This is a genomic window from Mesoterricola silvestris (genome assembly GCF_030295405.1).
Classification (GTDB): domain Bacteria; phylum Acidobacteriota; class Holophagae; order Holophagales; family Holophagaceae; genus Mesoterricola; species Mesoterricola silvestris.
In genome coordinates this window covers 4,194,738-4,217,558 of record NZ_AP027080.1, presented here as the reverse complement: position 1 = coordinate 4,217,558, position 22,821 = coordinate 4,194,738, and the positions used below count along the sequence as shown (strand labels likewise).

Here is a 22,821-nt window from a genome sequence, read left to right as displayed (position 1 = left end):
CGTCTTAATGGAGGGGAACTGATGCAACCCTATGTCTCATCCGAGCAGAACTTGAGGGAATTCTCCCTCCGGGCCGTGCTCATCGGCCTGGTCCTGGCCGTGGTCCTGGGGGCGGCCAACGCCTACCTGGGCCTGAAAGCGGGCATGACCATCGCGGCCACCTATCCGGCGGCGGTCATCTCCATGGCCCTGATCAAGCTCATGAAGGGCACCATCCTCGAAGAGAACATGGGCCGCACCGTGGGCAGCATCGGCGAATCCGTGGCCGCGGGCGCCATCTTCACCATCCCGGCCTTCGTGATCGCGGGCATCTGGCCGAAGTTCTTCTCCCTGACCAACTACTTCACCTCCACGGCCATCATGTTCGTGGGCGGCACCCTGGGCATCATGTTCGTGGCCCTCCTCCGCCGCGTCATGGTGGAGGACGCCGAGCTGCCCTACCCCGAGAGCGTGGCCGCCGCCGAGATCCACAAGGCCGGCGCCACCGGCGGGGGCGGCACGAAGATCCTGTTCACGGCCATGGGCGTGGGCGCGGTCATCCAGGCCCTGGTGCAGGTGCAGCTCTTCGCCAGCACCTGGCAGCACTTCGTCTACTTCAAGGAGAACGCCTTCGCCCTCATCGGCAAGGGCAAGGCGGCCCTGGCCAAGGGCGGCCTGTACCTCACCGCCCCCGGCATCAGCCCCGCCTACATGGGCGTGGGCTACATCATCGGGCCCAAGCTCGGCGCCCTGAACTTCGCGGGCGGCGTCCTGGCCTGGGGCCTCATGGTGCCCCTGGTGATCTACTTCATCTCCCCCTACGCCATGCCCGCCGACGCCACCACCGCGGACTGGTTCGCCCTGTCGGCGGCTGTGTGGAAGTTCATCGTGCGCCCCATCGCCATCGGCGGCATGCTCATGGGCGCCAGCTTCACCCTCTTCAAGATGCGCAAGAGCCTCACCACCGGCCTGGCCCGGTCCGTGTCCGACGTGAAGAAGGCCGCCGCGGGCGGACATGCCATTGACCGCGTCAACCAGGACCTGCCCTTCACGTGGGTCATGGGGGGCATCCTCTTCGCGGCCGTGGCCACCTTCCTCATCACCTGGCAGATCTTCAAGGTCGGGTTCATGGTCTCCATCGTCGCCGCCCTGGTGATGATCATCGTGGGCTTCTTCTTCTCGGCCATCAGCGGCTACCTGGTGGGCATCATGGGCTCGTCCAACAACCCCATCTCCGGCCTGACCCTGTCGGCGCTGGTGGTGACGGCCATCGTCATGGTGGCCCTGGGCGTCAAGGGCAACGCCGGCGTCGCCGCGGTGCTGGGCGTGGCCGCCATCGCCTGCGTGGCCACGGCCGTGGCCGGCGAGATGCTGCAGGACCTCAAGGTGGGCTACATCCTGGGCGGGACCCCCTGGCGCATGCAGGTGGGCGACCTCCTGGGCGTGGGCCTCGCCGCCGCCGTCCTCTTCCTCCCCCTGATGATCCTCCACGAGGGCGACATCAAGAAGGCCGCCGAGACCCAGATCGTCCAGCTGGAATCCCAGCACATCTCTTCCGTGACGTATGGGGACAAGGCCTACTCCATCGCCGAGCTCCGCCAGCTCCCCGCCGACCAGAAGAAGGTCGTCATGCAGCTGGACGCCGGCTTCGGCAGCCCCAACATCCCCGCGCCCCAGGCCGGCCTCATGGCCATGCTCAGCAAGGGCATCGTGGAGGGCAAGATGGCCTGGCCGCTCATCATCGTGGGCATGCTCATGGGCTTCGCCTTCATCCTCATGCAGGTGCGCAGCCCGATGCTCGTGAGCGTGGGCATGTATCTGCCCCTGGGCACCACCTTCGCCATCTTCCTGGGCGGGTGCGTGAAGGGCATCGTCGAGATGGTGGCCGAGAAGCGCGGCCTCAACGCGGCCCAGAAGGTGCGGGTGGAGAACTCCGGCGTGCTGGTGGCCGCGGGCCTCATCGCGGGCGAGGCCCTGGTGGGCCTGCTCTTCGCGGGCCTGACGTTCTTCGAGGTGAAGTACACGATCTTCGCCAATCCCCCGGCCGTCACCTTCCTGGTGAGCCTGGCCATCCTGGCCGGCATCGCCTACTACCTGGTGAAGCTGCCCATGGCCAACGCCGGCGCCGCCGACGAGCCCGCGCCCCCCAGCGCGAACTTCTAGCCGTCCATTCCTTCCCCGCGGGTCCCGGTTTCCGGGACCCGCGGCCGTTCAGGAGGTCCCCATGGGGGGCATCACCACCACGGAAATGATGGCCAAGGTCCCCCAGCGGGCCGTGGCCTTCGAGACCGACGCGGAGGGCCGCGTGGTCCTCCTCCGCCCCAAGTTCCTCAGCCCGCGCCTCGGCTGGCTCCAGAAGCTCCTGCCCCGGCCGGAGTTCCGGGTGAAGCTGGACGCCACGGGGTCCTTCATCTGGGAAAGCCTGGACGGCGTCCGCACGGTGGGCGAGGTCTGCCAGGCCGTGCGGGAGCGCTTCGGGGCCGAAGCGGAACCGGTGGAGGAACGCGCCGTGGCCCTGGTCTTCCAGATGGCCTCGGGAGGCTTCATTCGGTTGCTATAGTGTTCTCATGAAATTCGGAAGCCTCAAGGTCCGCTCCATCCTGACGATCCTCGCCATCTACGGGGCGGTGGGGATCGTCTCCATCCTGGTTTTCCTCTGGGTCGCCCAGGGCATGTCCGCCACCTTCGGCCAGCGTTTCGCGGAAAAGAACGCGCAGCTGGAAAAGGAGCGTCTCATGGGGCCCGTGCGCCGGGAGGTGGCCCTGGCCCGCAAGCTGGCGGATTCGGCCGCCCTGCGCGCCTTCTGCCGGGCCGAGGCGGAGCCCGGGGCCCGGGCCGCGGGCCTTCGGGAACTGGAGAGCTTCCGCCGGGATTTCGCGGACAAGAGCTGCTTTTTCGTGGTGGCCCCGAGCCGGCACTACTACTTCGGCGACGCCTCGGCCCCGGCCCGGGTCCCCCGGTACACGCTCGAGCCGGGGGCCGTGAACGACCGGTGGTTCTTCGAGACCCTGGACAAGGTGGACGATTTCGCCCTGCACGTGGATTCCAGCGTGCCCCTGGGCCTGCTGAAGGTGTGGGTGAACGTGGTGGTGAAGGACGGCGGCCGCAAGGTGGGCCTAGCCGGGACGGGGGTGGACCTTTCGGCCTTCCTCCGGGAGCTGGTCTCGGGCACGGACCGCAGCGCCATGACCATCATGGTCGACCCCAAGGGCGTGCTCCAGGCCCATCCCAGCGCCCGCTACATGGACTTCAACGCCCGCATGAAGGACGAGGCGCGGCGCATGACCCTCTTCCAGCTCGTGGACGGCGAGGCAGGCAGGGCCCTGCTCCGCGCGCGCATGGACCGCCTGGTGAAGGGGGAATCGCCGCTGGAGTCCTTCCGCATCAGCGTCGAGGGCCGGCGCTACCTGGCCGCGGCCCTCTACATCAAGGAGATCGACTGGGTGACCATCACCCTCGTGGATCCCTCCCAGGTCATGGGCCTGCGCAGCTTCCTGCCGATCCTGGCGCTCCTGGCCGTGAGCCTCCTGGTGACCATCGCCCTGGTGTCCTGGCTTCTGAACCGCATGGTGCTCGAACCCCTGGCCCGGCTCTCGGGATCCAGCCGGGAAATCGCCGCGGGCAACTACGGCATCACCCTCCCCGTGGAGCGGGACGACGAGATCGGCCAGCTCACCCGGAACTTCAATCACATGGCCGCCACCATCCAGGACCACACCTCCAACCTGGAGGGCCTCGTGGAGGAGCGCACGCTGGCCCTCACCCAGTCCAACCGCAAGATCCTGGACAGCCTGGCCTACGCCCACCTGATCCAGGAGAGCATCCTGCCCAAGGCCGCGGACCTCTCCCTCCACGTCCCGGACCACTTCGTGCTCTTCCAGCCCCGGGACATCGTGGGCGGGGACTTCTACGCGTGCCTCCCCCTGGAGGACGGGTGCCTCCTGGCCGTGGGGGACTGCACCGGCCACGGGGTGCCCGGGGCGTTCATGAGCATGAGCGCCGGGGCCATCCTCAACCAGGCGGTGGCCCGGCTCGGGGCCCAGGATCCCGCCCTCCTGCTGGGGGAGATGAACACGGCCCTGAAGCGCCTCCTGCACCAGCAGGGCAGCGGGCCCGGCCCCCGGGGCGGGGCCATGGACAATGGCCTGGAACTGGCGCTGCTGCGGCTCCGGCCGGGGCGGGCGGTGTTCGCGGGGGCCCACCTTCCCCTGTGGATCCTGGAGCCCGGCGGGGACGAGATCACGGTGCTGGCGGGGGATTCCCAGAGCCTGGGGTACCGCCGCTCCCGGGAGGACTTCCCCTTCCGGAACCAGGAGCTGGCCCTGGCGCCGGGCACGGTGATCTACCTGTTCACCGACGGCCTTCTGGACCAGCACGGGGGGCGCTTCAACTTCGGCTTCGGCCGGCGCCGCCTGGCGAGGCTCCTCCTGGACCTCCGCGGGCTGCCCATGGCCGCCCAGGGCGAGGCGCTGGGCGAGGCCCTGGCCGACTACCGCGGGGCCAATCCCCAGCGGGACGACATCACCATCCTGGGCCTGCGAACCGGCCCAGCCGAGGAGTAGCGCATGGCCGACCTGGACCAGATCCGGCAATTCCTGGCTGCCGAAGGCATCCTGATGTCCTTCAACGGGCCCTTCCGGCACAGCATCATCGAGGAGCTGGGCAAGGCGGTGCGCCGGCACCTGGAGGCCGAGGCCGTGCACAAGTCCGCCATGGCCGATGTCTTCACCGTCTTCATCGAGGCCGCCCAGAACGTCGCCAACTACACCGCCCAGGGCCACGGGGCCGCCCCCGGGGGATCCCAGGCCGACAACGGGGTCCTGGTGATCGGCCGCCGCGGCGACCACTACCTGGTGCGGTGCGGGAACTTCATCCGGCGCGAGGACGCCTCCCCCCTGCTGGCGAAGCTGGACGCCCTGGGGGGCCTGGGCCCGGCGGAGCTCAAGGCCCTCTTCAAGGAGCGCATGCGCGCCGAGGTGCCCGCGGGGGCCACCGGCGCGGGCCTGGGCCTCATCCGCATGGCCCGCACCGCCTCGGCCCCCCTGTCCTATTCCGTGGTGACGGTGGAGCCGGGCCTGGATTTCTTCTCCCTGACGGTGACCCTATGACCCTCGAGAACCTGTCCGTGGACGCCACCGTCTCCAGCCCCCGGGTCCGGAGCGACGCCGAGGGCGGGCTCCTGGAGCTCGCCGGGGAGTCCTATCCCGAGAACTCCTTCGAGTTCTTCCAGCCGATCCTCACCTGGGTGGCGGACTTCCTGGCCCAAGACGAGCGGCCCCTGCGCGTGGAGCTCCGCCTGACCTACCTCAACACCAGCAGCATCAAGTGCATGATGGACCTGCTGGACGCCCTGGAGGAGGCCCACCTTTCCGGCCGGGCCGTCTCCCTCACCTGGTACTACGATCCCGAAAACGACCGGGCCCTGGACCTCGCGGAGGAATTCCGGGAGGACCTGGGGCTGCCCTTCGAGATCGTCCCCCTGCCGATGGAAGGATGAGCGCCATGGCCACCACGGAAGGGAACCCCCGGTTCCGCGCCACCCGCGCCGGGGACGCCCCGGCGAAAGCCGCCGTCCACCGGGACCCCGCCTCGGCGGAGCTCCGCAGCCGCCTGGAGGCCCTGGGGGAGGACCCCGCGTACCGGGGCCATCCCCTCATGGCCGAACTGGAAAGGCTGGCCGAGGCCCATCTTCGCCTGTTGCGGCGCCTGGGGAAGATCACCCGCATCTCCGACGGGTTCCAGGGCCAGCTCAAGGCCCTGAACGAGGTGCTCCAGCTGGCCTCCCGCACCGATTCCCTCACGGGCATTCCCAACCGCCGGGCCATGATGGAGGACCTCCACGCCGAACTGCTGCGCACCCAGCGGGACGGTGGTTCCATGGCCGTGATCATGGCCGACGTGGACCGCTTCAAGGCCGTGAACGACACCTACGGCCACGAGGCCGGGGACCAGGTGCTGGTGGCTCTGGCCCAGGCCCTGCGCGGCGCGCTGCGGGCCTACGACGTCTGCGCCCGGTGGGGCGGGGAGGAGTTCCTGGTGCTCCTCCCCGCCACCGCTCGCCAAGGCGCCCTGGAGGTGGGCGAGAAGCTGCGCAAGGCCGCCGCCGCGCTTTCGGTCCCCGCCGCGGAAACCCGCGTCACCGTGGGCCTGAGCGTAGGGCTGGCCGTGCTGGAGCGGGGGGAGTCCATGGACGCCCTCATCCGCAGGGCCGACGCGGCCATGTACCTGGCCAAGCGCCAGGGCGGGAACCGGGTGGAAGGCTAGAAACGGTACGTGAGCCCGGCGGAGACGGTGCCGAAGGTGTGCCCCTCCACCGACAGGGAATGGTACCGCGCCAGCAGCCCCCAGTTCTCGTCGATGTCCACGCCGAAGCCGGCGTTCCAGGCCAGCTTCACGCCGGTCTCGCGGAGCCCGTCGTCCACGCGCCTCTGGGCGTTCATGCCTCCGGCGCCCAGCACGATGTAGAAGCCCTGGAATTCCGCCCGGGGCTTGAAAACGTAGTTGAGGGTCAGGGCCTGGCTCTGGGCCCGGCCCGCGGGGCCGCCGCCGGTGGACCTGGGGTGGAAGTTCCCGTCCAGGGCCAGGCGGAGGGCGTGGCCGGGCCGCTGTTCCCAGTCGGCGAAGGCCCCCACGGCGTAGCCCGCCCGGTCCGTGAGCTGGTCGCGGGTGGTCCCGGTGGGCCAGGCGGCGCCGGCGGTGAGGCCCAGGCGGGGCGCCTCGGCGCAAAGAACGGTGGCGGCCGCGCACAGCAGGCCCAGGCGCGCGAGTCGGGGTATCGATGGGTTCATGGTCTCTCCGGAAGGTGGGTGGGGATGGGAATGAACGATTCCTTCATCCCGGGACCCCGTGGGATCCTTCCGCTCATGTGACGCCAACCCCGGCTTGGTTCCGGGCAGCGCACGGCCCCCGGGCCGCAAGGGCGCGCCGCGGGGGCCGATGAAAAGATTATTCGATGGGCAAGCGCCCCTGGGTCATGCGGATGATGGCCGGCACGTGCAGGTCCTCGGTGAGGTTGGCCATTTCGCCGCTGGGGGTGGGCGCCTGGGGCAGGAGCCGGGTGGGGGTCAGCACCGGCGGATCCAGGGGGTTCTGGGGCACCTCGCCGTAGATGCGTCCGCTGTCGCCGTTGGCGGTGCGCGGCACGTCGGAGAAGGAGGCCAGCTCCTGGGGCGCGGCCTCCGCGTCCAGGTCCTGGCTCGTCTCCACGAAGCCCGAGGCCAGCACGGTGACCAGGGCGCGGTCCTCCAGTTCGGGGGCCTCCACCTGGCAGAGCTTGATGTCGGCCAGGCCGTGGTAGTGCCGGCTCAGGAAGCCCATGGCCGTCTCCACCGCGGAGAGCTCCACGCGGTCCCAGTCGGCCATGACCGAGACGATGACCTGGGAGGCGGATCCCCGGGTGTCCCGCTCCAGCAGGGGGCAGTCCAGGGCGCGCTGCAGGGCGTCCAGCAGGGCCTCCTCGCCGCGGCCGATGCCGGTGCCGATGAGGGCCTCGCGGCCGTTGCGCAGCACGGCCTCCACGTCGGCGAAGTCGCCGTTGAGGGTGCCGGGGCGCAGGATGAGGTCGGTGATGCCGCGCACGCCCTGGATGAGCACGCCGTCGGCGACCCGGTAGGCCTCCTTGATCTTCACGCCCTTCTCGCAGAGGGTGAGGAGCTTCTCGTTGGAGACGACGATGACGGTGTCGGCGGTGTTGCGCAGGTTCTCGAGACCCTGGCTGGCCTTGTCGGACTTGTTCACGCCCTCCCAACGGAAGGGGGTGAGCACCACGGCCACGGTGAGCGCGCCGAATTCCCGGGCGCAGCTGGCCACGATGGGCGCCGCGCCGGTGCCCGTGCCGCCGCCCATGCCGCCCGTGATGAAGACCATGTCGGCGCCCTGGAGCTGGGCGAGGATCTCCTCGCGGCTCTCCTCGGCGGCCACGGCGCCGCGCTCGGCGTTGCCTCCGGCGCCCAGGCCGCGCATGCTCTGGGGGCCCAGGGGGATCTTCACGTGGGCCTTGCTCTGGGCGAGGCTCTGCTGGTCCGTGTTCATGGCGATGAACTGCACGCCGCCCACGCCGCTCTGGATCATGCGGTCGATGGCGTTGCACCCCGCGCCGCCCACGCCCACCACCTTGATGTTGGCGCCGGGAAGATGGATGGGGTTGGGGAGGAATGGGATAGCGCTCATGGCGTCGCCGGTCAAATCCATCGCTTGATCCTCTCGATTAAACCACTGCCCCCGCGGGGACGGCCGGTGGACTCGTTCATGCTCCGGTGCAGGGCCTTCACGGCGCCCAGGGCGTTGGTGTAGAGCGGGTTGGCGATGGCGTGGGAGAGCCCCTGCACGCCGATCACGCGGCCCAGGACGACCCGCGGCCGGCCCAGGATGTTCTGCGCGAGGATGGGCATGCCGGGCAGGAGCGAACCGCCGCCCACCAGGTGCACGCCGCCGTGGATCTCGTGGATGAGCCCCGAGCGCCCGATCTCCGCCAGCACCATGTTCAGGAGCTCGATGGCCCGGGCGTGGAGCACGTCGGCCAGCTCCCGGCGCGACACCTGCCGACCCTCCTCCTCCAGCTCGATGTGCTCCTCGGCGGGGACGGTGCTGGGCAGGGCGGTGCCGTAGATGCGCTTGATGCGCTCGGCCATGCCGATGCCGCCCAGGTGCTTGGTGATCTCCAGGTCCTTGGTGAAGTGCATGCCCCCGATGGGGATCACCGCCGAATGGAAGAGGGTTCCGCGCAGGAAGACGCCCATGTGCGTGAGCTGCTCGCCGATGTCCACGATGACCGCGCCGTTCTCGGCGTCCTCGCGGCTCAGCACCGCCTCGGCCGAGGCCAGGGGCGAGTACATCAGCGCGGCGTCCTGGAGCCCCGAGAGGTGCAGGGCGCGGTTGATGTTCTCCAGCACGGAGCCCGGGGCGACGATGATGCGCACCTCGGCTTCCAGGGTGTCGCCGATCATGTTCACGGGGTTCTTGATGTCGCGCTGGCCCTTGATGTGGAACATCTGGGGGATGCGGTGCAGGACCGTCTCCTCCTTGGCGAGCTTGCAGCCGTTGGTGGCCTGCTCCATGACGCGGTCCCGGTCGCCGGGAGTGATGACCCGGTCCGAGGAGGCGATGGTGATGGAGTCCCGCAGGTTCTCGCCCTTGAACTGGATGCCGTCCACGGTGACGCGGATGCCGTCGAGCCGCGTCTGGCCCGAGGTGCGCATGGCCTCCTCCACGGCGCGCGTGATGGCCGTGACCGTGAGGTTGATGTCGGTGATCTCGCCCTGGCGGATGCCCCCCTCGGGGTTCGCCTGACTCGCGCCGGTGACGTTCAGGAGCCCGTTCTCCTCCTGAACTGCAACAACTGCGACAACTTTGCTGGCTCCGAGATCCAGTCCTAGCAGAACGGCAGGTTGCACCATGAGTATTCCTGTTTCCTTGACCCCAAGCATAACCGCGCGGGAACTGGATTTACAGGGTTGAAAATTCAGCGGGGCTGGGCCACCGCCTTGGGCGGCGCGGAATCGGCGGGTTCGCCCACCGCGATCTCGTCGTCCCACCTCAGGTCGATGTACCGCAGGGCGGCCGCGTCCGGCCTCTTGGAAAGCTCATTCAGGAAGAGCATCTGGAAATTGGGTATGTTTTTCGTGGGTTCCACCCGGGACAGGTAGATGGGCGCGTCCAGCCCCTCCAGGAAGGCCACCGGGCCCCGGTCGCTCCACCGCAGCTCCGTGAGCCGGTCGTAAAACTCCTTCTGTTTGTTGCGCAGGCTCGTGGCGGCGCGGATCAGCTGCACCATGGGCCCGTCCTGCTGGCTTTTGGGATCCGCGACCACCGGAATGGGCGATAAATCCACTTGATTGAGCCGATCAAGAACAATCCCGTCGTCGGACACCAGGAAGACCCCGTCCGGGCGGACGAGCCAGAGCAGGGGCTTGCGCTCCTCCAGGACCAGGCTGAGCCGGTCCGGGGGGTCCCGGCGGATGAGGAGGCCCTTCACCCAGCGCTTGGATTCCAGGGATTCCCGGAGCCTTTCCGCGTCGAACCAGAACAGGGGCTTGCCCAGGCAAACCTGGTCCGCGATGGCCTGGGCCTGGGCCAGGCGCTCCCCCCGGCATCCGGAAATGGCCACCTGCTCGATGGTGAGCTTCTGGAGGCCCAGGTAGCGGTGGCCCAGCTCCAGGGCCGCGTAGCCCGCCCCGGTCACCAGCAGGGCCACCAGGGCCACCCGGACCCAGGGCATCCAGGGTCGCTTCGGGCGGGTGCGGGGAAGCATGGGCATGGCAGTCAGGTTTACCAGATTTCCACTTCAGGTTCGAGTTCAATGCCGAAGCCGTCCAGCACTTTCTCGCGGACCCGGGCCATGAGCTCCCGGAAATCCGAGGCGCTGGCCCCCCCCAGGTTCACCAGGAAGTTGCCGTGCTCCGGGCTCACCTCGGCGTCGCCCACCCGGAAGCCCTTGAGCCCGGCCTGGTCGATGAGGCGCCCCGCGCTCTGGCCCGGGGGGTTCTTGAACACGCACCCGGCGTTGCGCTTGTGCAGGGGCTGGCTGGTGCCGCGCTTTTGCCGGTACTCCTCCACCCGCGCGCGGATGGCGACGGGATCCCCCTCGGCCAGGCGCACCACCAGGCCCAGGGCGATGCGGCCCTCCCCCAGGAAGCTCCACCGGTAGCGGAACTCCCCCGGCTCCGGGGCCTTCTCCACCAGGTCCCCCTCGGGGGTGAGGAACCGGAACCGGGCCAGGACGTCCACCGTCTCCCGGCCGTAGGCCCCGGCGTTCATGTGCAGGGCGCCCCCCACGGAGCCGGGGATGCCCGAGGCGTACTCCATGCCCGAAAGGCCCATGGCCGCCGTGTCGCCGCTGAGGCGGATGTGGCCGTACGAGGCCGGCGCGTGCACCTCCAGGCCTTCCCGGCGCACCTCCGGAGGGAATTTCAGGCGCACCACGGGGGTCTCCACATCCCCCAGGACCACCAGGTTGCTGCCGCCGCCCAGCACGCGCCGGGGGAGGCCCTCACGGGCGCAGGCCCTGACGAAGGCCTGGGCCTGGGCCTCGTCCACGGGCTCGAAGAGCCACCGGCAGATCCCCCCCACCCCCAGGGTCGTGAGCTTCGCGAAGGGCACGTCCCGCCGGTGGGGGATCGCCAGGAGATCGTCGGGCCAGGGCTTCATGGCCTCAATTATGCCGGAGCCGCACGCCTTCGAGCGCCAGAAGGCGCGCCTTGGCCTCGAGGCTCCCGAACAGGGAGAACCCGCCCGGGCCGTCCGAGGCCAGGACCCGGTGGCAGGGCACCAGGATGGGCAGGGGGTTCCGGGCCACGGCCTGGCCCACGGCCCGGGCCGCCCCCGGCGATCCCGCCAGCAGGGCCACGGCCCCGTAGGTGAGGGTCTGCCCGGGGCGGGTGGACCGGAGGACGTCCATCACCCTTCGCCGGAAGGGGGGCAGCCCCTCCAGGTCCAGGGGGATCCCGTCCAGGGAGGCCTCCGCCCCCGCCAGATGGGCCGAGAGGGCCTGGACCGCCTCCGCCACCCAGGGGGGAGGCGGATCCCCCGGCTCGTGCTCCACGCCGAAGGTCAGGGAGCGCACCCCCCGCTCCGTCCACCGCAGCCGGCAGACCCCCAGGGCCGTGGGAAAGTCCAGGAACCGTTCCATGGATGTAGGATGGCACATATGCGCTGGATGGGCCTGGACCACGGAACCAAGAACATCGGGATCGCCTTCACGGACGATCTGGAGATCCTCGCCTCCCCCTTCGAGGTGTGGCCCAACCAGGGCGAGGCCTCCCTGGCGCGCCTGGCCCGGCTCGCGAAGGAGGAGGGCGCCCAGGCCCTCCTGGTGGGCCTGCCCCTGCACAAGGACGGCGCCGAAAGCGCCACGGCCCCCCTGGCCCGGAAATTCGGGGAGGCCCTGCGGGACCGCACCGGGCTCCCCCTGGTGTTCTGGGACGAGCGGCTCACCAGCGTCGAGGCCGAGCGGCTCCTGGCGGCCCGGGGCGTGAAGGCCAAGGACCGCAAGGCCAGGCTGGACGCCGCGGCCGCGGCGGTGATGCTCGCCGATCTCATCGAGACGCGCAGGGCGAAGGGCAGGGCGGTGGGGAGCGCCGAGGTCTGACCCGGCGGCCCTCAGGCCTTGCCCAGGCGCCGCGTCAGGTCGGCGATGAGGAGGTCCTTCTCCTCGATGATCTGGTCCTTCTCCCCGATGATCTGGTCCTTCTCCAGGAGCGCCTGCCGGAAGTCCGAGGCCTCCCGGGCATGGTCCTGGAAGGCGGCCAGGACGTCGTCCTCCACGTCCATCTTCCCCCGGAGCTCCTCCTCGGCCCCGGCCCGCATGAGCCGGCGCAGGACCTCCCGGTGGCGCTCCGGGAAGTTCTCCTCGAGGATGTCCAGGAGGTGGGGATCCGAACGGGAGGCGAGGCCCTGGTCGAACACCTCCAGCAGCCGCTCCAGTTCGGTGCGCCGGTGGTTCTTGAGGCGGTTGATCTGGACCACGATGGCGTCGTGGGTGAGGGCCTCCACGAAGGGATCGGTGACCCGCACCTCGTCGCCGGTGGCCACGTCCAGGTAGTGGCGGTTGATCCTGAGCACCGGCACGTCGACGCGCTCCAGCCCTTCGCCCAGGAAGTAGATGGTGACGATGGGCAGGGACTGGGGCCTGCCCTCCGGGTCCAGGTAGGTGTTCTCCGGGCTGGCGTAGTTCGTCCCGAGGTAGCGCCTGAACCGCTGCACGTCCCGGGCGGTGCGGGCCTTCTGGATCTCGATGAGGACCAGCTTGCTGCCGCCGTCCTCCAGCTGCACCGTGGCCGCGAAATCCATGCGCAGGACCAGGAGCTGGGACCCGTCGGGCCGGGGCGCCTCGTGCTGGACCTCCGTGGGCCGGAACTGCAGCGCCAGCACTTCCTTGCCCAGCAGGGCGGAAAGCAGCAGCCGCGCCACCTTCTCGTCATCGAGCAGGTATTTGAATACGACGTCGTAGATGGGATTCGCGATTCGCATGGCGCCGTAGTGTAGTCAGGCCCGGAGGGGATTGGCCACAGAATGGTTCATCCCTGCCGAGGCTCCTCCGGGCCCAGGCGCAGGGTCCGGCCACACCGCTCGGCCAGCGCCATGTTGTGGGTCACCAGCAGCGTGGTGGGCCTCAGATCCTGGTGCAGCCGCAGGAGGAATTCGAAGACTTCCAGGGCGGTGGCGGGGTCCAGGTTCCCCGTGGGCTCGTCCAGGAGCCAGAGGCCCGGCTTGCGGGCCAGGGCCCGGGCCAGTCCCACCCGGGCGGCCTGGCCACCGGAGAGGGTGCCAGGCAGGCGCCCGCCCAGGCCAGCCAGCCCTACGGTGTCCAGGAGCTCCGCCACCCACGCGTGGTGGGCGGGGGTGACCTCCCCGGCGATGCGGATGGGCATGAGGAGGTTCTCCTCCACCGTGAATTCGGGCAGCAGGTGGGGCTGCTGGAAGGCCAGGCCCACGTGCTCGCGCCGGAAGAGGGCGGAGGCCTCGGGCCGGCCCATGGGGACCGGGTCACCGCCCACCTCGATGGTGCCGCCCTCCCAGCGGTCCAGTCCGGCCACGCAATTGAGCAGGGTGGTCTTGCCCACCCCCGACACGCCCACGATGGCGCACAGTTCGCCGGGCTCCACCGCCATGGAGAACCCGTCGAACACCGGGTGTTCGGCGCCGGTGTAGGTCTTGTGGAGATCCTTGATGGAAAGGGCCAGCCCCGTCATCGCATGAGCCCCACGAGCTTCCAGTACAGTTCGAAGGTCGCCAGGGCGTCGCCCAGGGCCGTGTGGCGCTTGTCCTCGGGCACCTCGATGCCGAAGTGGTCGAAGAGGGCGGAGGAGCCCAGGTTCTCCAGGGGCAGCTTGCCGGCGTCCCGCAGGGCCGCGGCCAGGCTGTGGGTGTCCACCACCCGGTGGCTGAAGCGGGGTTCGAGCTTGTGCCCCAGGCCTTCCACGAAGGCGCCCAGGAAGGCCTGGTCGAAGCCGACGTTGTGCCCGGCCAGGGTGATGGGCTTGCACAGGTGGGGGAAGTGCTGGTCCAGGAAGACATTCATCACGCCCAGGGCCATGTCCGGCTCCAGGGCGGCGGCGGTGTGCTTCACCAGGTCGATGCGGTTGACCTTCATGCCCCCGGCCGAAACCACGTAGGGCTCGTGGCGGATGAGGATCTCCAGGCTGTTGGCGACCCCGCCGGCGTCGCCCACCACCAGGGCCACGCTCAGGAGGCTGTGCTTCCGGGGATCCAGCCCGCCGGTCTCGGTGTCGATGAAGAGCAGGGATTGGCTCATGGTTCCTCACTCGGCCCGCAGGGCGTCCACGGGATCCACCCTCGAGGCCCGGCGCGCCGGGTACCGGGAGGCGGCCCAGGCCACCAGCAGCGGGAAGACCGCCACCGCGAGGATGTCGAAAAGGCTCAGGCGCAGGGGCACGTAGGTGATGAAGTCGTACACCGCCGACGGCAGCTTGATGAGCTTGTATTTGTCGGCCACCAGGCACAGCGGCACGGACACCGCCAGGCCCCAAAGGGTGCCCACGGCGCCGATGCGCAGCCCCTGCAGCTCGAAGAGCCGCTGGACCTGGCCCGGGGTGGCGCCCAGGGCCAGCAGGACGCCCAGGTCCCGGCGCTTCTCCGTCACCAGGAGCACCAGGCTGGCCACGATATTGAAGACGGCGATGAGCACGATGAGCGAGAAGATGGCCGCCATCATCCACTTCTCCACCCGCAGCGCCGCGAAGAGGGCCCGGTTGGTGTCGCGCAGGTCCTGGGCGAGCCAGGGCCCCTTGGCGCCGTGGTTGAGGGCCTCCAGCACCGCGGGCTTGGTGCGCTCGATGGCGTCGATGCTGGCGGCGCGCACCTCGATGAACTCGGCCTGGTCGCTGGTGGCCAGGCGCATGGAATCGTTGATGTGGATGAAGCCCCAGGCCTTGTCGTACTCGCCGATGTGGCTCGTGAAGATCCCCGCGACCTTGTAGGCGGCCATCTTGGGCTGGAGGCCGGAGAGGCCCAGGTCCAGCCGCATGAAGACCACCGCCACCGGGTCGCCGATGCGCAGGCCCAGGTCCTTGGCCAGCGTGGCGCCCAGGAGGATCTCCCCCTCCTTGAGGCTCTCCACCGGCCCGGGCTCCAGGGAATCGAAGATGCGCGAGGTGCCGTGGGCCGAGGCCGGGTCCACGCCCTTGAGCAGCAGCGGGGAAGGGGGGGCGTCGGAATTCGTGGGCCGAACCAGGCCGTGGTCCATGCGCATGGGGCTCGCCGCCACCACCCCGGGGGTGCTGCGGATGCGGGCCAGGGCGGCCTGGGTGTCGGGGATCTCCCCCTCCAGGTGCGCCACCGTGAAGTGCCCCGTGGCGGAGAAGAGATTGGCCTGGATCTCCTCCATGAGCCCATTGGCGATGGCCAGGGCCACCACCATGGCGAAGACCCCCAGGGCGATGCCCCAGCGCGCGAAGCGCACCATGACGCGCACGAAGGCGCCCTTCTTGCGGGTGTGGAGGTACCGGTTGGCGACGAAGGCCTCGAAGGAGGTCACGGGCGCTCCCGCTCATGGTCGTGGAGGAAGCGCACCAGGATCCGGTCCACCAGCTCCCACACCTCGATGAGGGCGGCGATGGACATGGCCAGGCCGATGCCCAGCATCAGCCCGCGCCCCAGGGGCGCGTACCAGAACCGGGCGAATTTCGGCCAGGTCCAGGCGAAGGCCGGCAGGCGCACCCGGTTGTAGGCCGCCAGGGTCGCCAGCAGCATCCCCCCCCAGAGCAGGAAGAAGAAGCGGAGGCTCCGCCCGAGGGTGTCCAGGAGGGGGGAGTAGGCCTTGGGTTTCGCCATCAGTTCCGCGCGACCAGCGGGGAATCCTTGGCGCCCTTCATGGAGAGGACCTTCTTCTTGAGCATGGCCGCGGCCTCGGGCATGACCTCCAGGGCCTTTTTCACCTGGGGGTCGCGGGTGCAGATGTACTTGAACCCGGCTTCCATGCCGTAGGCGACGTTCTGCATCTCCATGGCCAGCTGGTCGCGCATCTCGGCCTGGTTCGCGGGGTCGTTCCACTCCGCGTCGGTGCATTCGATCTTCTGGTCCTTCATCCAGGCGCGGAAGGACTTCATGAGCTCGTCGTCGGGGGCCTGCTGGGGCTTGATGCCGTGCTTCTCCTTCTGGATCACGGCGTATTTGAAGAAGGCGCTGGTGCGGAACCGGAGGTTGCCCACGAAGGTGGTGAGCTTGGCGTTCTCCACCGTGTAGTCGGGGGTGATGCCGCCGCCGCCGTAGACGGTGCGGCCCAGGTCGGTCTTGTACACGGGCCCCTTGTCGCCCAGGGGCTCCTTGGGGTCCTCGGGCAGCAGGTAGTCGTCGATGCCGTGCTGGTAGTCGCGCTGGATGCACCGGCCCGAGGGGGTGTAGTAGCGGGCGGTGGTCAGGGCCAGGCCCCGGGTGCGGTTGATGGGCATGACGGCCTGCACGAGGCCCTTGCCCCAGCTGGTCTGGCCCACCACCACGCCGCGGTCGTGGTCCTGCACGGCGCCGGTGACGATCTCCGAGGCCGAGGCGGTGCTGCGGTTGATGAGGATGACGATGGGGAAGTTGTCCAGCACGGAGCCCTTGGGGGTGCGGGTCTCCTGCACGTCCTGGCCGTCGCGGCCCTTCTGGGTGACGATGAGCTCGCCCGAGCCCAGGAGCTGCCGGCAGATGCCCGTGGCCGCGTCCAGCATGCCGCCGCCGTTGTTGCGCAGGTCCAGGAGGAGATCGGTCATGCCCTGGGCCTTGAGGTTGCGCACGGCCTTCTCGAACTCCTCCGAGGTGGTCTCCCCGAAGTCCTTGATGGCGATGAGCCCCGTGGTGGGCGTGAGCATGAAGGCGTACTGGACGCTGTTGGAGGGGATCTCGCTGCGGGTGATGGGGAAGCGGATGAGGCCGGGGAAGCCCGCCCTCTGCACGGCCACCTCCACCACGGTGCCCTTGTCGCCCCGGAGCTTCTGCACCACGGCGGAACTGGTGAGGCCTTCGGTGCTCTTGCCGTCCACTTCGCGGATGAAGTCCCCGGCGCGGATGCCCACCTTTTCCGAGGGCCCGCCGCGCACCGTGCTCACCACCACCACCCCGTCGGGCTGCTGCTGGATGATGGAGCCGATGCCGAAGAAGGAGCCCCGCTGGTCCTCGCGCATGGTGCGGAACTCGGATTCGTCCATGTAGTAGGAGTGGGGATCCAGGGTGTGGAGCATGCCGGAGATGGAGGCGTGGGAGACCTGCTTGGGCGCCGGGGGGTCCACCGCCTGCTTCTGCACCAGGCCCATGATCTCCGTGAGGGTGTCGAGGGACCGCTGGCGGGCCTTCTCGTCCCCGGTGCGTCCCGCCAGGGGGGCGTAGACCGCCACCGTGACCCCGATGACCATCCAGATCCAGCTGCTCTTGAACCAACGCGCCATGTTCGCGCCCCTTCAGAATCCTTCAAGTATCCGTTGCGCCGTATCGCCCATCCGCTCCCGCCGGAGGCGGGTGGCGAGCACGATGGATTCCAGATCCCGGTAGGCCCGGTCCAGCGTGTCGTTCACTACAAGATAGTCATATGCCGGGTACTCGCACAGTTCATGCTTTGCATAATCCAGCCTCACCTGGATCTCCGCTTCGGGATCCCGCCCGCGGCTCCTCAGCCGGTTGGACAGTTCCTCCGCCGAGGGGGGGATGAGGAAGATCATCACCGCGTCCGGAAGGGTCCCGTGGACGTTCCGGGCCCCCTGGGTCTCGATGTCCAGGAGGATGTCCTTGCCGGCCGCCAGGTGGGCGGAAACCCATTCCTTGCCAGTGCCATACTTATGCCCGTACACCTCCACCCACTCCACCAGGCCGCCGGTGCGGATCATGCGGTCGAAGGTGGCGTCGTCCACGAAGAAATAGTCCTTGCCGTCCGTTTCCCCGGCCCGCGGGGCCCGGGTGGTGAAGGATATGGAAAAATCAAGATCAGGGACGTCCTTTACCAGCCGCTTGGCCAAGGTGGATTTCCCGGTTCCCGAGGGTGCGGAGAGGACGAATACGTTCCCGGAATGTCCGTTCAAGGGTTGGCTCCAAAGAACCATGTTAGCCGCTTGTGGTCCCCCGGCGGAGGTCTCATACTCAGGACCCCGGCTGCCGGACCTCGAGGGGCGAGGCGACGGGGACGCACCACCCGGGGGTGACTGGTTTCGACAGGTTGCCGCAGAGGTGAGAGGCGCAGGCGGGGGTTTATCGGTTGGCCCCCTCATCAAGCCGATAAAAAACAAAAACGCCAACGACAACTTTGAATTGGCCCTCGCCGCCTAACCGGCGGACGAGCGAGTCCCCGTCATCTCCTGGTAGCGGGCTCGTTAAACTGCCCAACGGGTGACTTCGGTCTGCCGAACGGCGGGACAGGATAGGCTGCCGCGACGCCCCCTGACGGCAGCCGAGATAAGGAGGCAGGTCCTCGATCGGGGTCGTCCGGTTCCCCGCAGAGGTCACGCGATCCGGACCAAGCCTGTAACGACCCTCCATGTCTCGCTTCTTGGACGCGGGTTCAATTCCCGCCACCTCCACCAATTCGATTTTTAGGCGTTCAGGCCCCTCGGTCGCGCCGCCGGTTCGTTGGATTGGAGAAGCGGCTCCGGACCGACGGATGCTCTTGTCGTTGGGGCCCGGAGCCGCTTCTCCAATCCAACGATGTTGCGGGTCCCCGCCCAGGGGGATGTTTCTTATGCGACGGTGGTAACGGCGAAGGTCCAGGCAAATTCATCAGAAATGATGACTTCGCTGGTGGATGAAAGGCTGGAAACGAACCCCAGGAGAGCACGACCTAGCCACCATACCGGTGGACTGATCGTGCTCCTTAGGAATGTTCTGAATACAATGCCCGAACGGAGACCATTGCACCATGAGGCCGTAAACCAGCGTTCCCAGGGCGATGCTGACCAGGCTGTTCCGGAACCTGGAGTGAACCGCCAGCACCACGGCCGAGGCCGTGAGGTCAGGAAAGCCGTAGGGGTAATGCCGGTAGCCCACGGCACTCAGGCACTGGATGCAAAGCAGGAGCATGACGGATGCTGGTAGCTATTCGCATCAGCAAAGCGGCCCAGCCTGCCAGCAACAGGGTGGAAAGGGGCACCTTCCGTTCCCCATGATGGCATGGTCATTTTGAGGTCCCCCCCACCCAGCAAAACCACCCCCTGGGTCCCCTTCCGTGATCATGGAGGGACCGCAACGGGGCCGGTTTCGTGGCTTCTCAGATGGATGGAGAATCCAGGAAAAAGGTTTCACACCCGAGCCGAGTTGGCCAGAGGTCAGTGCTGAGGTACTTCAATCCGGAATCATTGAGCAACACGACAAGGGTGGCGCCCGGGTGGGTTGTCGCCAGCATTTCCTTGGCTGCCGCGAGGTTGGCCCCCGAAGAATAGCCGGCGAAGAGCCCTTCGAGCCGCGCCAGGTCTTGCGCGGCTCGGGCAGCTTCCTGGCCACTGACTTGGAGGTAGGCGTCCGGAGGGTGGGCCTGGAGGGCGGCCAGACGGGCCATGCTGTAGCCGCCACCCTGGATGGGGTGTTGGGGTCGGGTCACCGGCTGGCCGGCCAGGATGGCGGCTCGCTCTGGTTCCACGAGGCAACAGAAGGTGGCCGGGTTGCGCTCCTTGAAGGCGGCAGAGCATCCCGCAAAGCTCCCACCCGAGCCCACGAAATCACAGAACCCATCGATGACACACCCGGCCTGGGCGAGGATCTCCGGCCCGGTGTGGAGGTAGTGGGCCCGGAAATTTCCTTCAAGAAGGAATTGGTCCGCCCGGAAGGCTCCACGCTCCAGGGTGATCCGGTGCGCCTCCTGCTCCACCAGGCGCAGATCGGCCCCGGAGACCTCCCCCGCCCGGGCGGGTTTCGCCTGGTCCACCAGGATGACTTCGGCTCCCAGGGCTGCCATCATCCGAACCCGCTCCACGGAGTTGCCAGCCGACATGACCGCCACGAAGTGGTAGCCTTTGACCGCGCAAAGAATGGCGAGGCCCGTTCCGGTGTTGCCGCTGGTCAGCTCCACCACGGTCTGCCTGGGCCTGAGGAGTCCCTGTCCTTCCGCATCTTCGATCATCTGCCGGGCGACCCGGTCCTTTTTCGATAACCCGGGATTCAAATATTCCACCTTGGCCAGAATCCGGCCCGACAGTCCCGCATGGGCCACCAGGCGCGAGAGTTCAACCAGCGGGGTCTGCCCGATGGCCTCCACGGCCGAGGGGCAGAGTCCGTTATTCCATTGAAAGGCCACGCACCAGCTCCCGATCACCGCGAACAGGCCCAGGTCGCGGTTCAGCCTGATAGCGGGTAATCGGAATTGTACGGGGAAGCAGGCCCAGGTAAATGGGGAATGCGAATTCTTCCCAACTTCATGGAGCACCCAGGCATCGTCCGGAGACAAGCCATGGTAGAACCATACCGACCGTGAATCCCCTACAGGCTTTGGACCGGATATGGGCCGAGGTCCAGAGGGGAATTGCCCTGGAGAGGGGTGAGCTTGCAGTCCCCAGGTCCAGCATTGAGTACCACCAGATGCCAGTAGTCCCTATCATCGGCAGCGGAATGGCTGAGTGTCGGAATCATGGATTCAATAGCAGCCTGAGGCACGAGCAGGAATTCCGTGGGGGTGCCACAAGCGAGGGCAATGGCGTTTTCGGAGTGGGCGGCAAGGTATTCCCGTTGATGGGCATGGAGGGCGAACCAGAACCTATGCCCGTACGGCCCCTCGTGGATGCCATTGCCAGGGCGTCAGGGCCCACTGGGCCATCGAGAACCGGCTGCATTGGGTCCTCGACGTCACGTTCAAAGAGGACACCAATCGCACCCGCAAAGGTCATGGCCCGGAATGCAGCGCCATCCTGCGTCATACTCGTACTCAACCTGCTGCGCCAGGACCCCATCCCCTTCGTACGCAAGCCTGATGTAATTTCAACCTACACAGCACGCCCTGTTTGGCATTTACAAGAAACCCGCAAACCAAGGAGCAACCCCATGAACCTTGCTTGTAAACTTGCACTTTGCTCTTGTGCTGCTGCACTTATTTCATGTCAACCTGTTCACGTTAAAACCGTGACGAAAACCGGTATCAACCCGGACGCCCGTACCTTCATTGTCGGAGACGATACGTGGGTGGAGATTAAAATCAACTCGTCTGGCGAACAATCCGTAGTTTCTTTTGAAAATGGAACACCGGATTCACTCATCCATTCCGTTGAGGATCCATTCGATATTCTGAAATGGAGGATCAAATCCGGGAAGGATGGGAAGCTCCTGACCAATAAATATGTTGTGACCTTAGCCTACAAGCAATCTTCAAAGAAAATTGAAGTTCAACTCCAGTCTCAACTGGCAAACACCCTTTCTGAAACCATGAGGGTCATTGTTCATCTCGTCCCCCTGTAATTATGGTTCCTTCAGGGCCTCCGCCTGGCCAGATTTCCCCCTCGATTGAGCCAAATTCCGGCCTCGGACGGACAAATGATGGTCCCTGTCCCGGCCATCTTTTCCTTCATGGCACACTGGGCCATTCGGTCTAGACGATCCGCAGGGTGCCCGCCATGCCTTCACTGGCTTTCTTCGTCCTCTGTCCCCTGGTGGCCCTGGGGCTCATGGCAGCACCACCTGCCAAGGGGCGCCAAGGCTTTCCCGACGGCACGCTGGAGGCCGTCTACGAAAATCCGGACCCCCTGACTTGGTTTCCCATGGACCTGGGAATGGCGCCGAACTCCGACAGGCTCAACGTGACCTTGCGGCATAAGGGCATCCAGGACGCCCGGGGAGTCAACGTCCAGCCGGTAATGGCCATCACGGCCTGGAGGCTTCCAGCGCCTGACGGCATGAGCCTGGACGACTTCTCGGCCTACCTGCTGCGCCAAATGCCCATGAAGGACCCCAGGAGGGAGACCCGGGACGGGAGGCTCTTCGTCACGGGCACCGCGGACTATGGGGGCTATACCCACATCCTCCGGCGTGCTTTCGTGGTCCGGGGCCGGATCGGTCTGGACCTGCTTTGTGATTCCACCGATACCGTCTTCGAAAAGGTGCGGGAGGACTTCGAGAAATGGGTGGCCACCGTGGCCCTGGAGCCCAGGATCGTTCCCGTCCCCGTCCAGCTGCCTGAACCGCCAAAGGGGAAGGAGAACGGCGTCGTTACGGTCTATACGCACCTCTTGGAGAAACAGAAACCGGGGGGAAAACTCGAGGGCGATGTGGCGGCCATGTACGTGAACGGCGGCATGGCGATCTATTGGAACCGATCCAAGCCCTATTTCAAGATCCTGGTCGAGGGAAGGACCTTCGAAGGGTTCACCGGCTCCTCCCATTTGGCCTTCAAGGCCGACGGTGCGTTCCTTCAACTTGTGTGCGCGGATGCGGACGAGTTCTGCCCTGATCATGCATCGCAGAGCCCGGAACGTGTTCTCCTGGCCCATCGGGACTGGGAATTCCGGTATTTGGAGGAAACCACCGGTGTCCCTTGCCAGCTGCGGTCCTGGGCCGGGACGTTGGCGGATGGGACGCCGATCCTGTATTGGGACCTCACCCCGGAGAAGACTCCCACCAGGGGCCTGCCTCGCCATGTCTTCTGCACCCGGTACAAGGATGGCGTCGTCATGGGCCTCAATTCAGTCGAAGGAAGCGAAACCTCACTGGCGCGCGCAATGGATCTCGTCTACTCCGCCACGGCCACGATCCGGTTTTCCGACCTTGCCTATGACCTTGCGAAGCTCCAGGAACAGGAACGGAACTAAGCCGGTGTTCCTTTGTCCCGCAAAGGCCCTGAAAGTTCCCGGGGGAGGATGCAGGCCTCCATCGGGCTCAAGTCCGCAGGCTGCATCCTCGCCGTCTGTGACGGTCAAGGAACGGAAATGGCTCCTAGTTCGCGTT

At 67.4% G+C, this 22,821-nt stretch carries 23 protein-coding genes, 1 other RNA gene and 2 pseudogenes; 11 read left to right on the top strand and 15 right to left on the bottom strand.

What is annotated here, in order from left to right; translation table 11 throughout:
- The first annotated feature begins 21 nt into the window (after positions 1 to 21).
- From R2J76_RS18070 to R2J76_RS18045, 6 genes are all read left to right on the top strand, one after another.
- On the top strand, positions 22 to 2,142 hold the full coding sequence (locus tag R2J76_RS18070; RefSeq protein ID WP_316413048.1) for an OPT family oligopeptide transporter: 2,121 nt from the start codon (positions 22 to 24) through the stop codon (positions 2,140 to 2,142).
- Positions 2,143 to 2,203: 61 nt separating this feature from the next.
- Complete coding sequence (locus R2J76_RS18065) at positions 2,204 to 2,539, top strand: PqqD family protein (protein WP_316413047.1); 336 nt, start codon at positions 2,204 to 2,206, stop codon at positions 2,537 to 2,539.
- Positions 2,540 to 2,546: 7 nt separating this feature from the next.
- Complete coding sequence (locus R2J76_RS18060) at positions 2,547 to 4,541, top strand: SpoIIE family protein phosphatase (protein WP_316413046.1); 1,995 nt, start codon at positions 2,547 to 2,549, stop codon at positions 4,539 to 4,541.
- 3 nt (positions 4,542 to 4,544) lie between these two features.
- On the top strand, positions 4,545 to 5,087 hold the full coding sequence (locus R2J76_RS18055; RefSeq protein ID WP_316413045.1) for a SiaB family protein kinase: 543 nt from the start codon (positions 4,545 to 4,547) through the stop codon (positions 5,085 to 5,087).
- Positions 5,084 to 5,476 (top strand): biofilm regulation phosphoprotein SiaC, encoded by a 393-nt coding sequence (gene siaC / locus R2J76_RS18050; RefSeq protein WP_316413044.1) that lies wholly within the window; start codon positions 5,084 to 5,086, stop codon positions 5,474 to 5,476. The genes R2J76_RS18055 and siaC overlap by 4 nt, the downstream gene beginning before the upstream one ends.
- Positions 5,477 to 5,481: 5 nt before the next feature.
- Positions 5,482 to 6,243: a diguanylate cyclase gene (locus R2J76_RS18045; protein WP_316413043.1), complete on the top strand. Its 762-nt coding sequence runs from the start codon at positions 5,482 to 5,484 to the stop codon at positions 6,241 to 6,243.
- On the opposite strand, the gene R2J76_RS18040 is transcribed toward R2J76_RS18045, so the two are convergent.
- The 6 genes from R2J76_RS18040 to R2J76_RS18015 all read right to left on the bottom strand — a co-directional run bounded on the left by R2J76_RS18040 (position 6,240) and on the right by R2J76_RS18015 (position 11,605).
- Positions 6,240 to 6,767, bottom strand: a complete 528-nt coding sequence (locus tag R2J76_RS18040; RefSeq protein WP_316413042.1) for an outer membrane beta-barrel protein — start codon at positions 6,765 to 6,767, stop codon at positions 6,240 to 6,242. The genes R2J76_RS18045 and R2J76_RS18040 overlap by 4 nt on opposite strands.
- A 157-nt stretch (positions 6,768 to 6,924) precedes the next feature.
- Positions 6,925 to 8,148, bottom strand: a complete 1,224-nt coding sequence (gene ftsZ, locus R2J76_RS18035) for a cell division protein FtsZ (RefSeq protein WP_316413041.1) — start codon at positions 8,146 to 8,148, stop codon at positions 6,925 to 6,927.
- 11 nt (positions 8,149 to 8,159) lie between these two features.
- The gene (gene ftsA / locus R2J76_RS18030; protein ID WP_316413040.1) at positions 8,160 to 9,374 is read right to left on the bottom strand and encodes a cell division protein FtsA; all 1,215 of its coding nucleotides are present in this window, start codon (positions 9,372 to 9,374) and stop codon (positions 8,160 to 8,162) included.
- A 65-nt stretch (positions 9,375 to 9,439) separates the two neighbouring features.
- A complete protein-coding gene (locus tag R2J76_RS18025; RefSeq protein ID WP_316413039.1) occupies positions 9,440 to 10,234 on the bottom strand; it encodes a cell division protein FtsQ/DivIB in 795 nt (264 codons plus the stop codon).
- An 11-nt stretch (positions 10,235 to 10,245) separates the two neighbouring features.
- On the bottom strand, positions 10,246 to 11,124 hold the full coding sequence (gene murB, locus R2J76_RS18020) for a UDP-N-acetylmuramate dehydrogenase (RefSeq protein ID WP_316413038.1): 879 nt from the start codon (positions 11,122 to 11,124) through the stop codon (positions 10,246 to 10,248).
- A 4-nt stretch (positions 11,125 to 11,128) separates the two neighbouring features.
- Entirely contained in the window at positions 11,129 to 11,605 is a 477-nt protein-coding gene (locus R2J76_RS18015) for a methylated-DNA--[protein]-cysteine S-methyltransferase (protein WP_316413037.1), read from the bottom strand.
- A gap of 9 nt (positions 11,606 to 11,614) precedes the next feature.
- On the opposite strand from R2J76_RS18015, the gene ruvX reads away from it, so the two are divergent.
- Positions 11,615 to 12,064: a Holliday junction resolvase RuvX gene (gene ruvX / locus R2J76_RS18010; protein ID WP_316413036.1), complete on the top strand. Its 450-nt coding sequence runs from the start codon at positions 11,615 to 11,617 to the stop codon at positions 12,062 to 12,064.
- Positions 12,065 to 12,075: 11 nt separating this feature from the next.
- On the opposite strand, the gene R2J76_RS18005 is transcribed toward ruvX, so the two are convergent.
- The 7 genes from R2J76_RS18005 to gmk are packed head-to-tail and all read right to left on the bottom strand — an operon-like array spanning position 12,076 to position 18,008.
- Entirely contained in the window at positions 12,076 to 12,945 is an 870-nt protein-coding gene (locus R2J76_RS18005) for a hypothetical protein (RefSeq protein ID WP_316413035.1), read from the bottom strand.
- Between the two features lie 47 nt (positions 12,946 to 12,992).
- Positions 12,993 to 13,667: an ABC transporter ATP-binding protein gene (locus tag R2J76_RS18000; RefSeq protein ID WP_316413034.1), complete on the bottom strand. Its 675-nt coding sequence runs from the start codon at positions 13,665 to 13,667 to the stop codon at positions 12,993 to 12,995.
- Positions 13,664 to 14,230, bottom strand: a complete 567-nt coding sequence (locus R2J76_RS17995) for a 3'-5' exonuclease (RefSeq protein ID WP_316413033.1) — start codon at positions 14,228 to 14,230, stop codon at positions 13,664 to 13,666. The genes R2J76_RS18000 and R2J76_RS17995 overlap by 4 nt, the downstream gene beginning before the upstream one ends.
- 6 nt (positions 14,231 to 14,236) lie before the next feature.
- Entirely contained in the window at positions 14,237 to 15,472 is a 1,236-nt protein-coding gene (locus R2J76_RS17990) for an ABC transporter permease (protein ID WP_316413032.1), read from the bottom strand.
- Positions 15,469 to 15,768, bottom strand: coding sequence for a hypothetical protein (locus R2J76_RS17985; RefSeq protein ID WP_316413031.1), 300 nt, complete (start codon positions 15,766 to 15,768; stop codon positions 15,469 to 15,471). The genes R2J76_RS17990 and R2J76_RS17985 overlap by 4 nt, the downstream gene beginning before the upstream one ends.
- Positions 15,768 to 17,360, bottom strand: a complete 1,593-nt coding sequence (locus tag R2J76_RS17980) for a S41 family peptidase (RefSeq protein ID WP_316413030.1) — start codon at positions 17,358 to 17,360, stop codon at positions 15,768 to 15,770. Before R2J76_RS17980 ends, R2J76_RS17985 begins: the two co-directional genes overlap by 1 nt.
- A gap of 12 nt (positions 17,361 to 17,372) precedes the next feature.
- Positions 17,373 to 18,008 carry a guanylate kinase gene (gene gmk / locus R2J76_RS17975; protein ID WP_316413029.1) on the bottom strand — a complete coding sequence of 212 codons (636 nt, stop codon included), beginning with the start codon at positions 18,006 to 18,008 and terminating at the stop codon, positions 17,373 to 17,375.
- A gap of 91 nt (positions 18,009 to 18,099) precedes the next feature.
- Between gmk and ssrA the strand changes: the two genes are divergently transcribed.
- Positions 18,100 to 18,485: a transfer-messenger RNA gene (ssrA, locus tag R2J76_RS17970) on the top strand.
- Positions 18,486 to 18,678: 193 nt separating this feature from the next.
- Here ssrA and R2J76_RS21625 read toward each other — a convergent pair.
- Positions 18,679 to 18,981, bottom strand: a pseudogene (locus R2J76_RS21625) (AzlD domain-containing protein); the annotation flags it as partial.
- Positions 18,982 to 19,165: 184 nt separating this feature from the next.
- Entirely contained in the window at positions 19,166 to 20,188 is a 1,023-nt protein-coding gene (locus R2J76_RS17965; protein WP_316413028.1) for a PLP-dependent cysteine synthase family protein, read from the bottom strand.
- Positions 20,189 to 20,678: 490 nt separating this feature from the next.
- Between R2J76_RS17965 and R2J76_RS17960 the strand changes: the two are divergent.
- The 3 genes and pseudogenes from R2J76_RS17960 to R2J76_RS17950 all read left to right on the top strand — a co-directional run.
- Positions 20,679 to 20,804: pseudogene (locus R2J76_RS17960) on the top strand (ISAs1 family transposase); the annotation flags it as partial.
- 124 nt (positions 20,805 to 20,928) lie between these two features.
- Complete coding sequence (locus R2J76_RS17955) at positions 20,929 to 21,339, top strand: hypothetical protein (RefSeq protein ID WP_316413027.1); 411 nt, start codon at positions 20,929 to 20,931, stop codon at positions 21,337 to 21,339.
- A 155-nt stretch (positions 21,340 to 21,494) separates the two neighbouring features.
- Positions 21,495 to 22,685: a hypothetical protein gene (locus tag R2J76_RS17950; protein ID WP_316413026.1), complete on the top strand. Its 1,191-nt coding sequence runs from the start codon at positions 21,495 to 21,497 to the stop codon at positions 22,683 to 22,685.
- The last annotated feature ends 136 nt before the right edge of the window (positions 22,686 to 22,821 follow it).

Excerpts from the sequence above, each read along its gene's own strand:
- R2J76_RS17985 (WP_316413031.1), bottom strand. The coding sequence starts at position 15,768 with ATGGCGAAACCCAAGGCCTACTCCCCCCTCCTGGACACCCTCGGGCGG.
- ftsZ (WP_316413041.1), bottom strand. The coding sequence starts at position 8,148 with ATGAGCGCTATCCCATTCCTCCCCAACCCCATCCATCTTCCCGGCGCC.
- R2J76_RS18015 (WP_316413037.1), bottom strand. The coding sequence starts at position 11,605 with ATGGAACGGTTCCTGGACTTTCCCACGGCCCTGGGGGTCTGCCGGCTG.
- R2J76_RS18005 (WP_316413035.1), bottom strand. The coding sequence starts at position 12,945 with ATGCGAATCGCGAATCCCATCTACGACGTCGTATTCAAATACCTGCTC.
- murB (WP_316413038.1), bottom strand. The coding sequence starts at position 11,124 with ATGAAGCCCTGGCCCGACGATCTCCTGGCGATCCCCCACCGGCGGGAC.
- R2J76_RS17950 (WP_316413026.1), top strand. The coding sequence starts at position 21,495 with ATGCCTTCACTGGCTTTCTTCGTCCTCTGTCCCCTGGTGGCCCTGGGG.
- R2J76_RS18025 (WP_316413039.1), bottom strand. The coding sequence starts at position 10,234 with ATGCCCATGCTTCCCCGCACCCGCCCGAAGCGACCCTGGATGCCCTGG.
- ftsA (WP_316413040.1), bottom strand. The coding sequence starts at position 9,374 with ATGGTGCAACCTGCCGTTCTGCTAGGACTGGATCTCGGAGCCAGCAAA.
- R2J76_RS17955 (WP_316413027.1), top strand. The coding sequence starts at position 20,929 with ATGAACCTTGCTTGTAAACTTGCACTTTGCTCTTGTGCTGCTGCACTT.
- R2J76_RS18060 (WP_316413046.1), top strand. The coding sequence starts at position 2,547 with ATGAAATTCGGAAGCCTCAAGGTCCGCTCCATCCTGACGATCCTCGCC.
- siaC (WP_316413044.1), top strand. The coding sequence starts at position 5,084 with ATGACCCTCGAGAACCTGTCCGTGGACGCCACCGTCTCCAGCCCCCGG.
- R2J76_RS17995 (WP_316413033.1), bottom strand. The coding sequence starts at position 14,230 with ATGAGCCAATCCCTGCTCTTCATCGACACCGAGACCGGCGGGCTGGAT.
- R2J76_RS18000 (WP_316413034.1), bottom strand. The coding sequence starts at position 13,667 with ATGACGGGGCTGGCCCTTTCCATCAAGGATCTCCACAAGACCTACACC.
- R2J76_RS18040 (WP_316413042.1), bottom strand. The coding sequence starts at position 6,767 with ATGAACCCATCGATACCCCGACTCGCGCGCCTGGGCCTGCTGTGCGCG.
- R2J76_RS18055 (WP_316413045.1), top strand. The coding sequence starts at position 4,545 with ATGGCCGACCTGGACCAGATCCGGCAATTCCTGGCTGCCGAAGGCATC.
- R2J76_RS17980 (WP_316413030.1), bottom strand. The coding sequence starts at position 17,360 with ATGGCGCGTTGGTTCAAGAGCAGCTGGATCTGGATGGTCATCGGGGTC.
- ruvX (WP_316413036.1), top strand. The coding sequence starts at position 11,615 with ATGGCACATATGCGCTGGATGGGCCTGGACCACGGAACCAAGAACATC.
- R2J76_RS18070 (WP_316413048.1), top strand. The coding sequence starts at position 22 with ATGCAACCCTATGTCTCATCCGAGCAGAACTTGAGGGAATTCTCCCTC.
- gmk (WP_316413029.1), bottom strand. The coding sequence starts at position 18,008 with ATGGTTCTTTGGAGCCAACCCTTGAACGGACATTCCGGGAACGTATTC.
- R2J76_RS18045 (WP_316413043.1), top strand. The coding sequence starts at position 5,482 with ATGGCCACCACGGAAGGGAACCCCCGGTTCCGCGCCACCCGCGCCGGG.
- R2J76_RS18065 (WP_316413047.1), top strand. The coding sequence starts at position 2,204 with ATGGGGGGCATCACCACCACGGAAATGATGGCCAAGGTCCCCCAGCGG.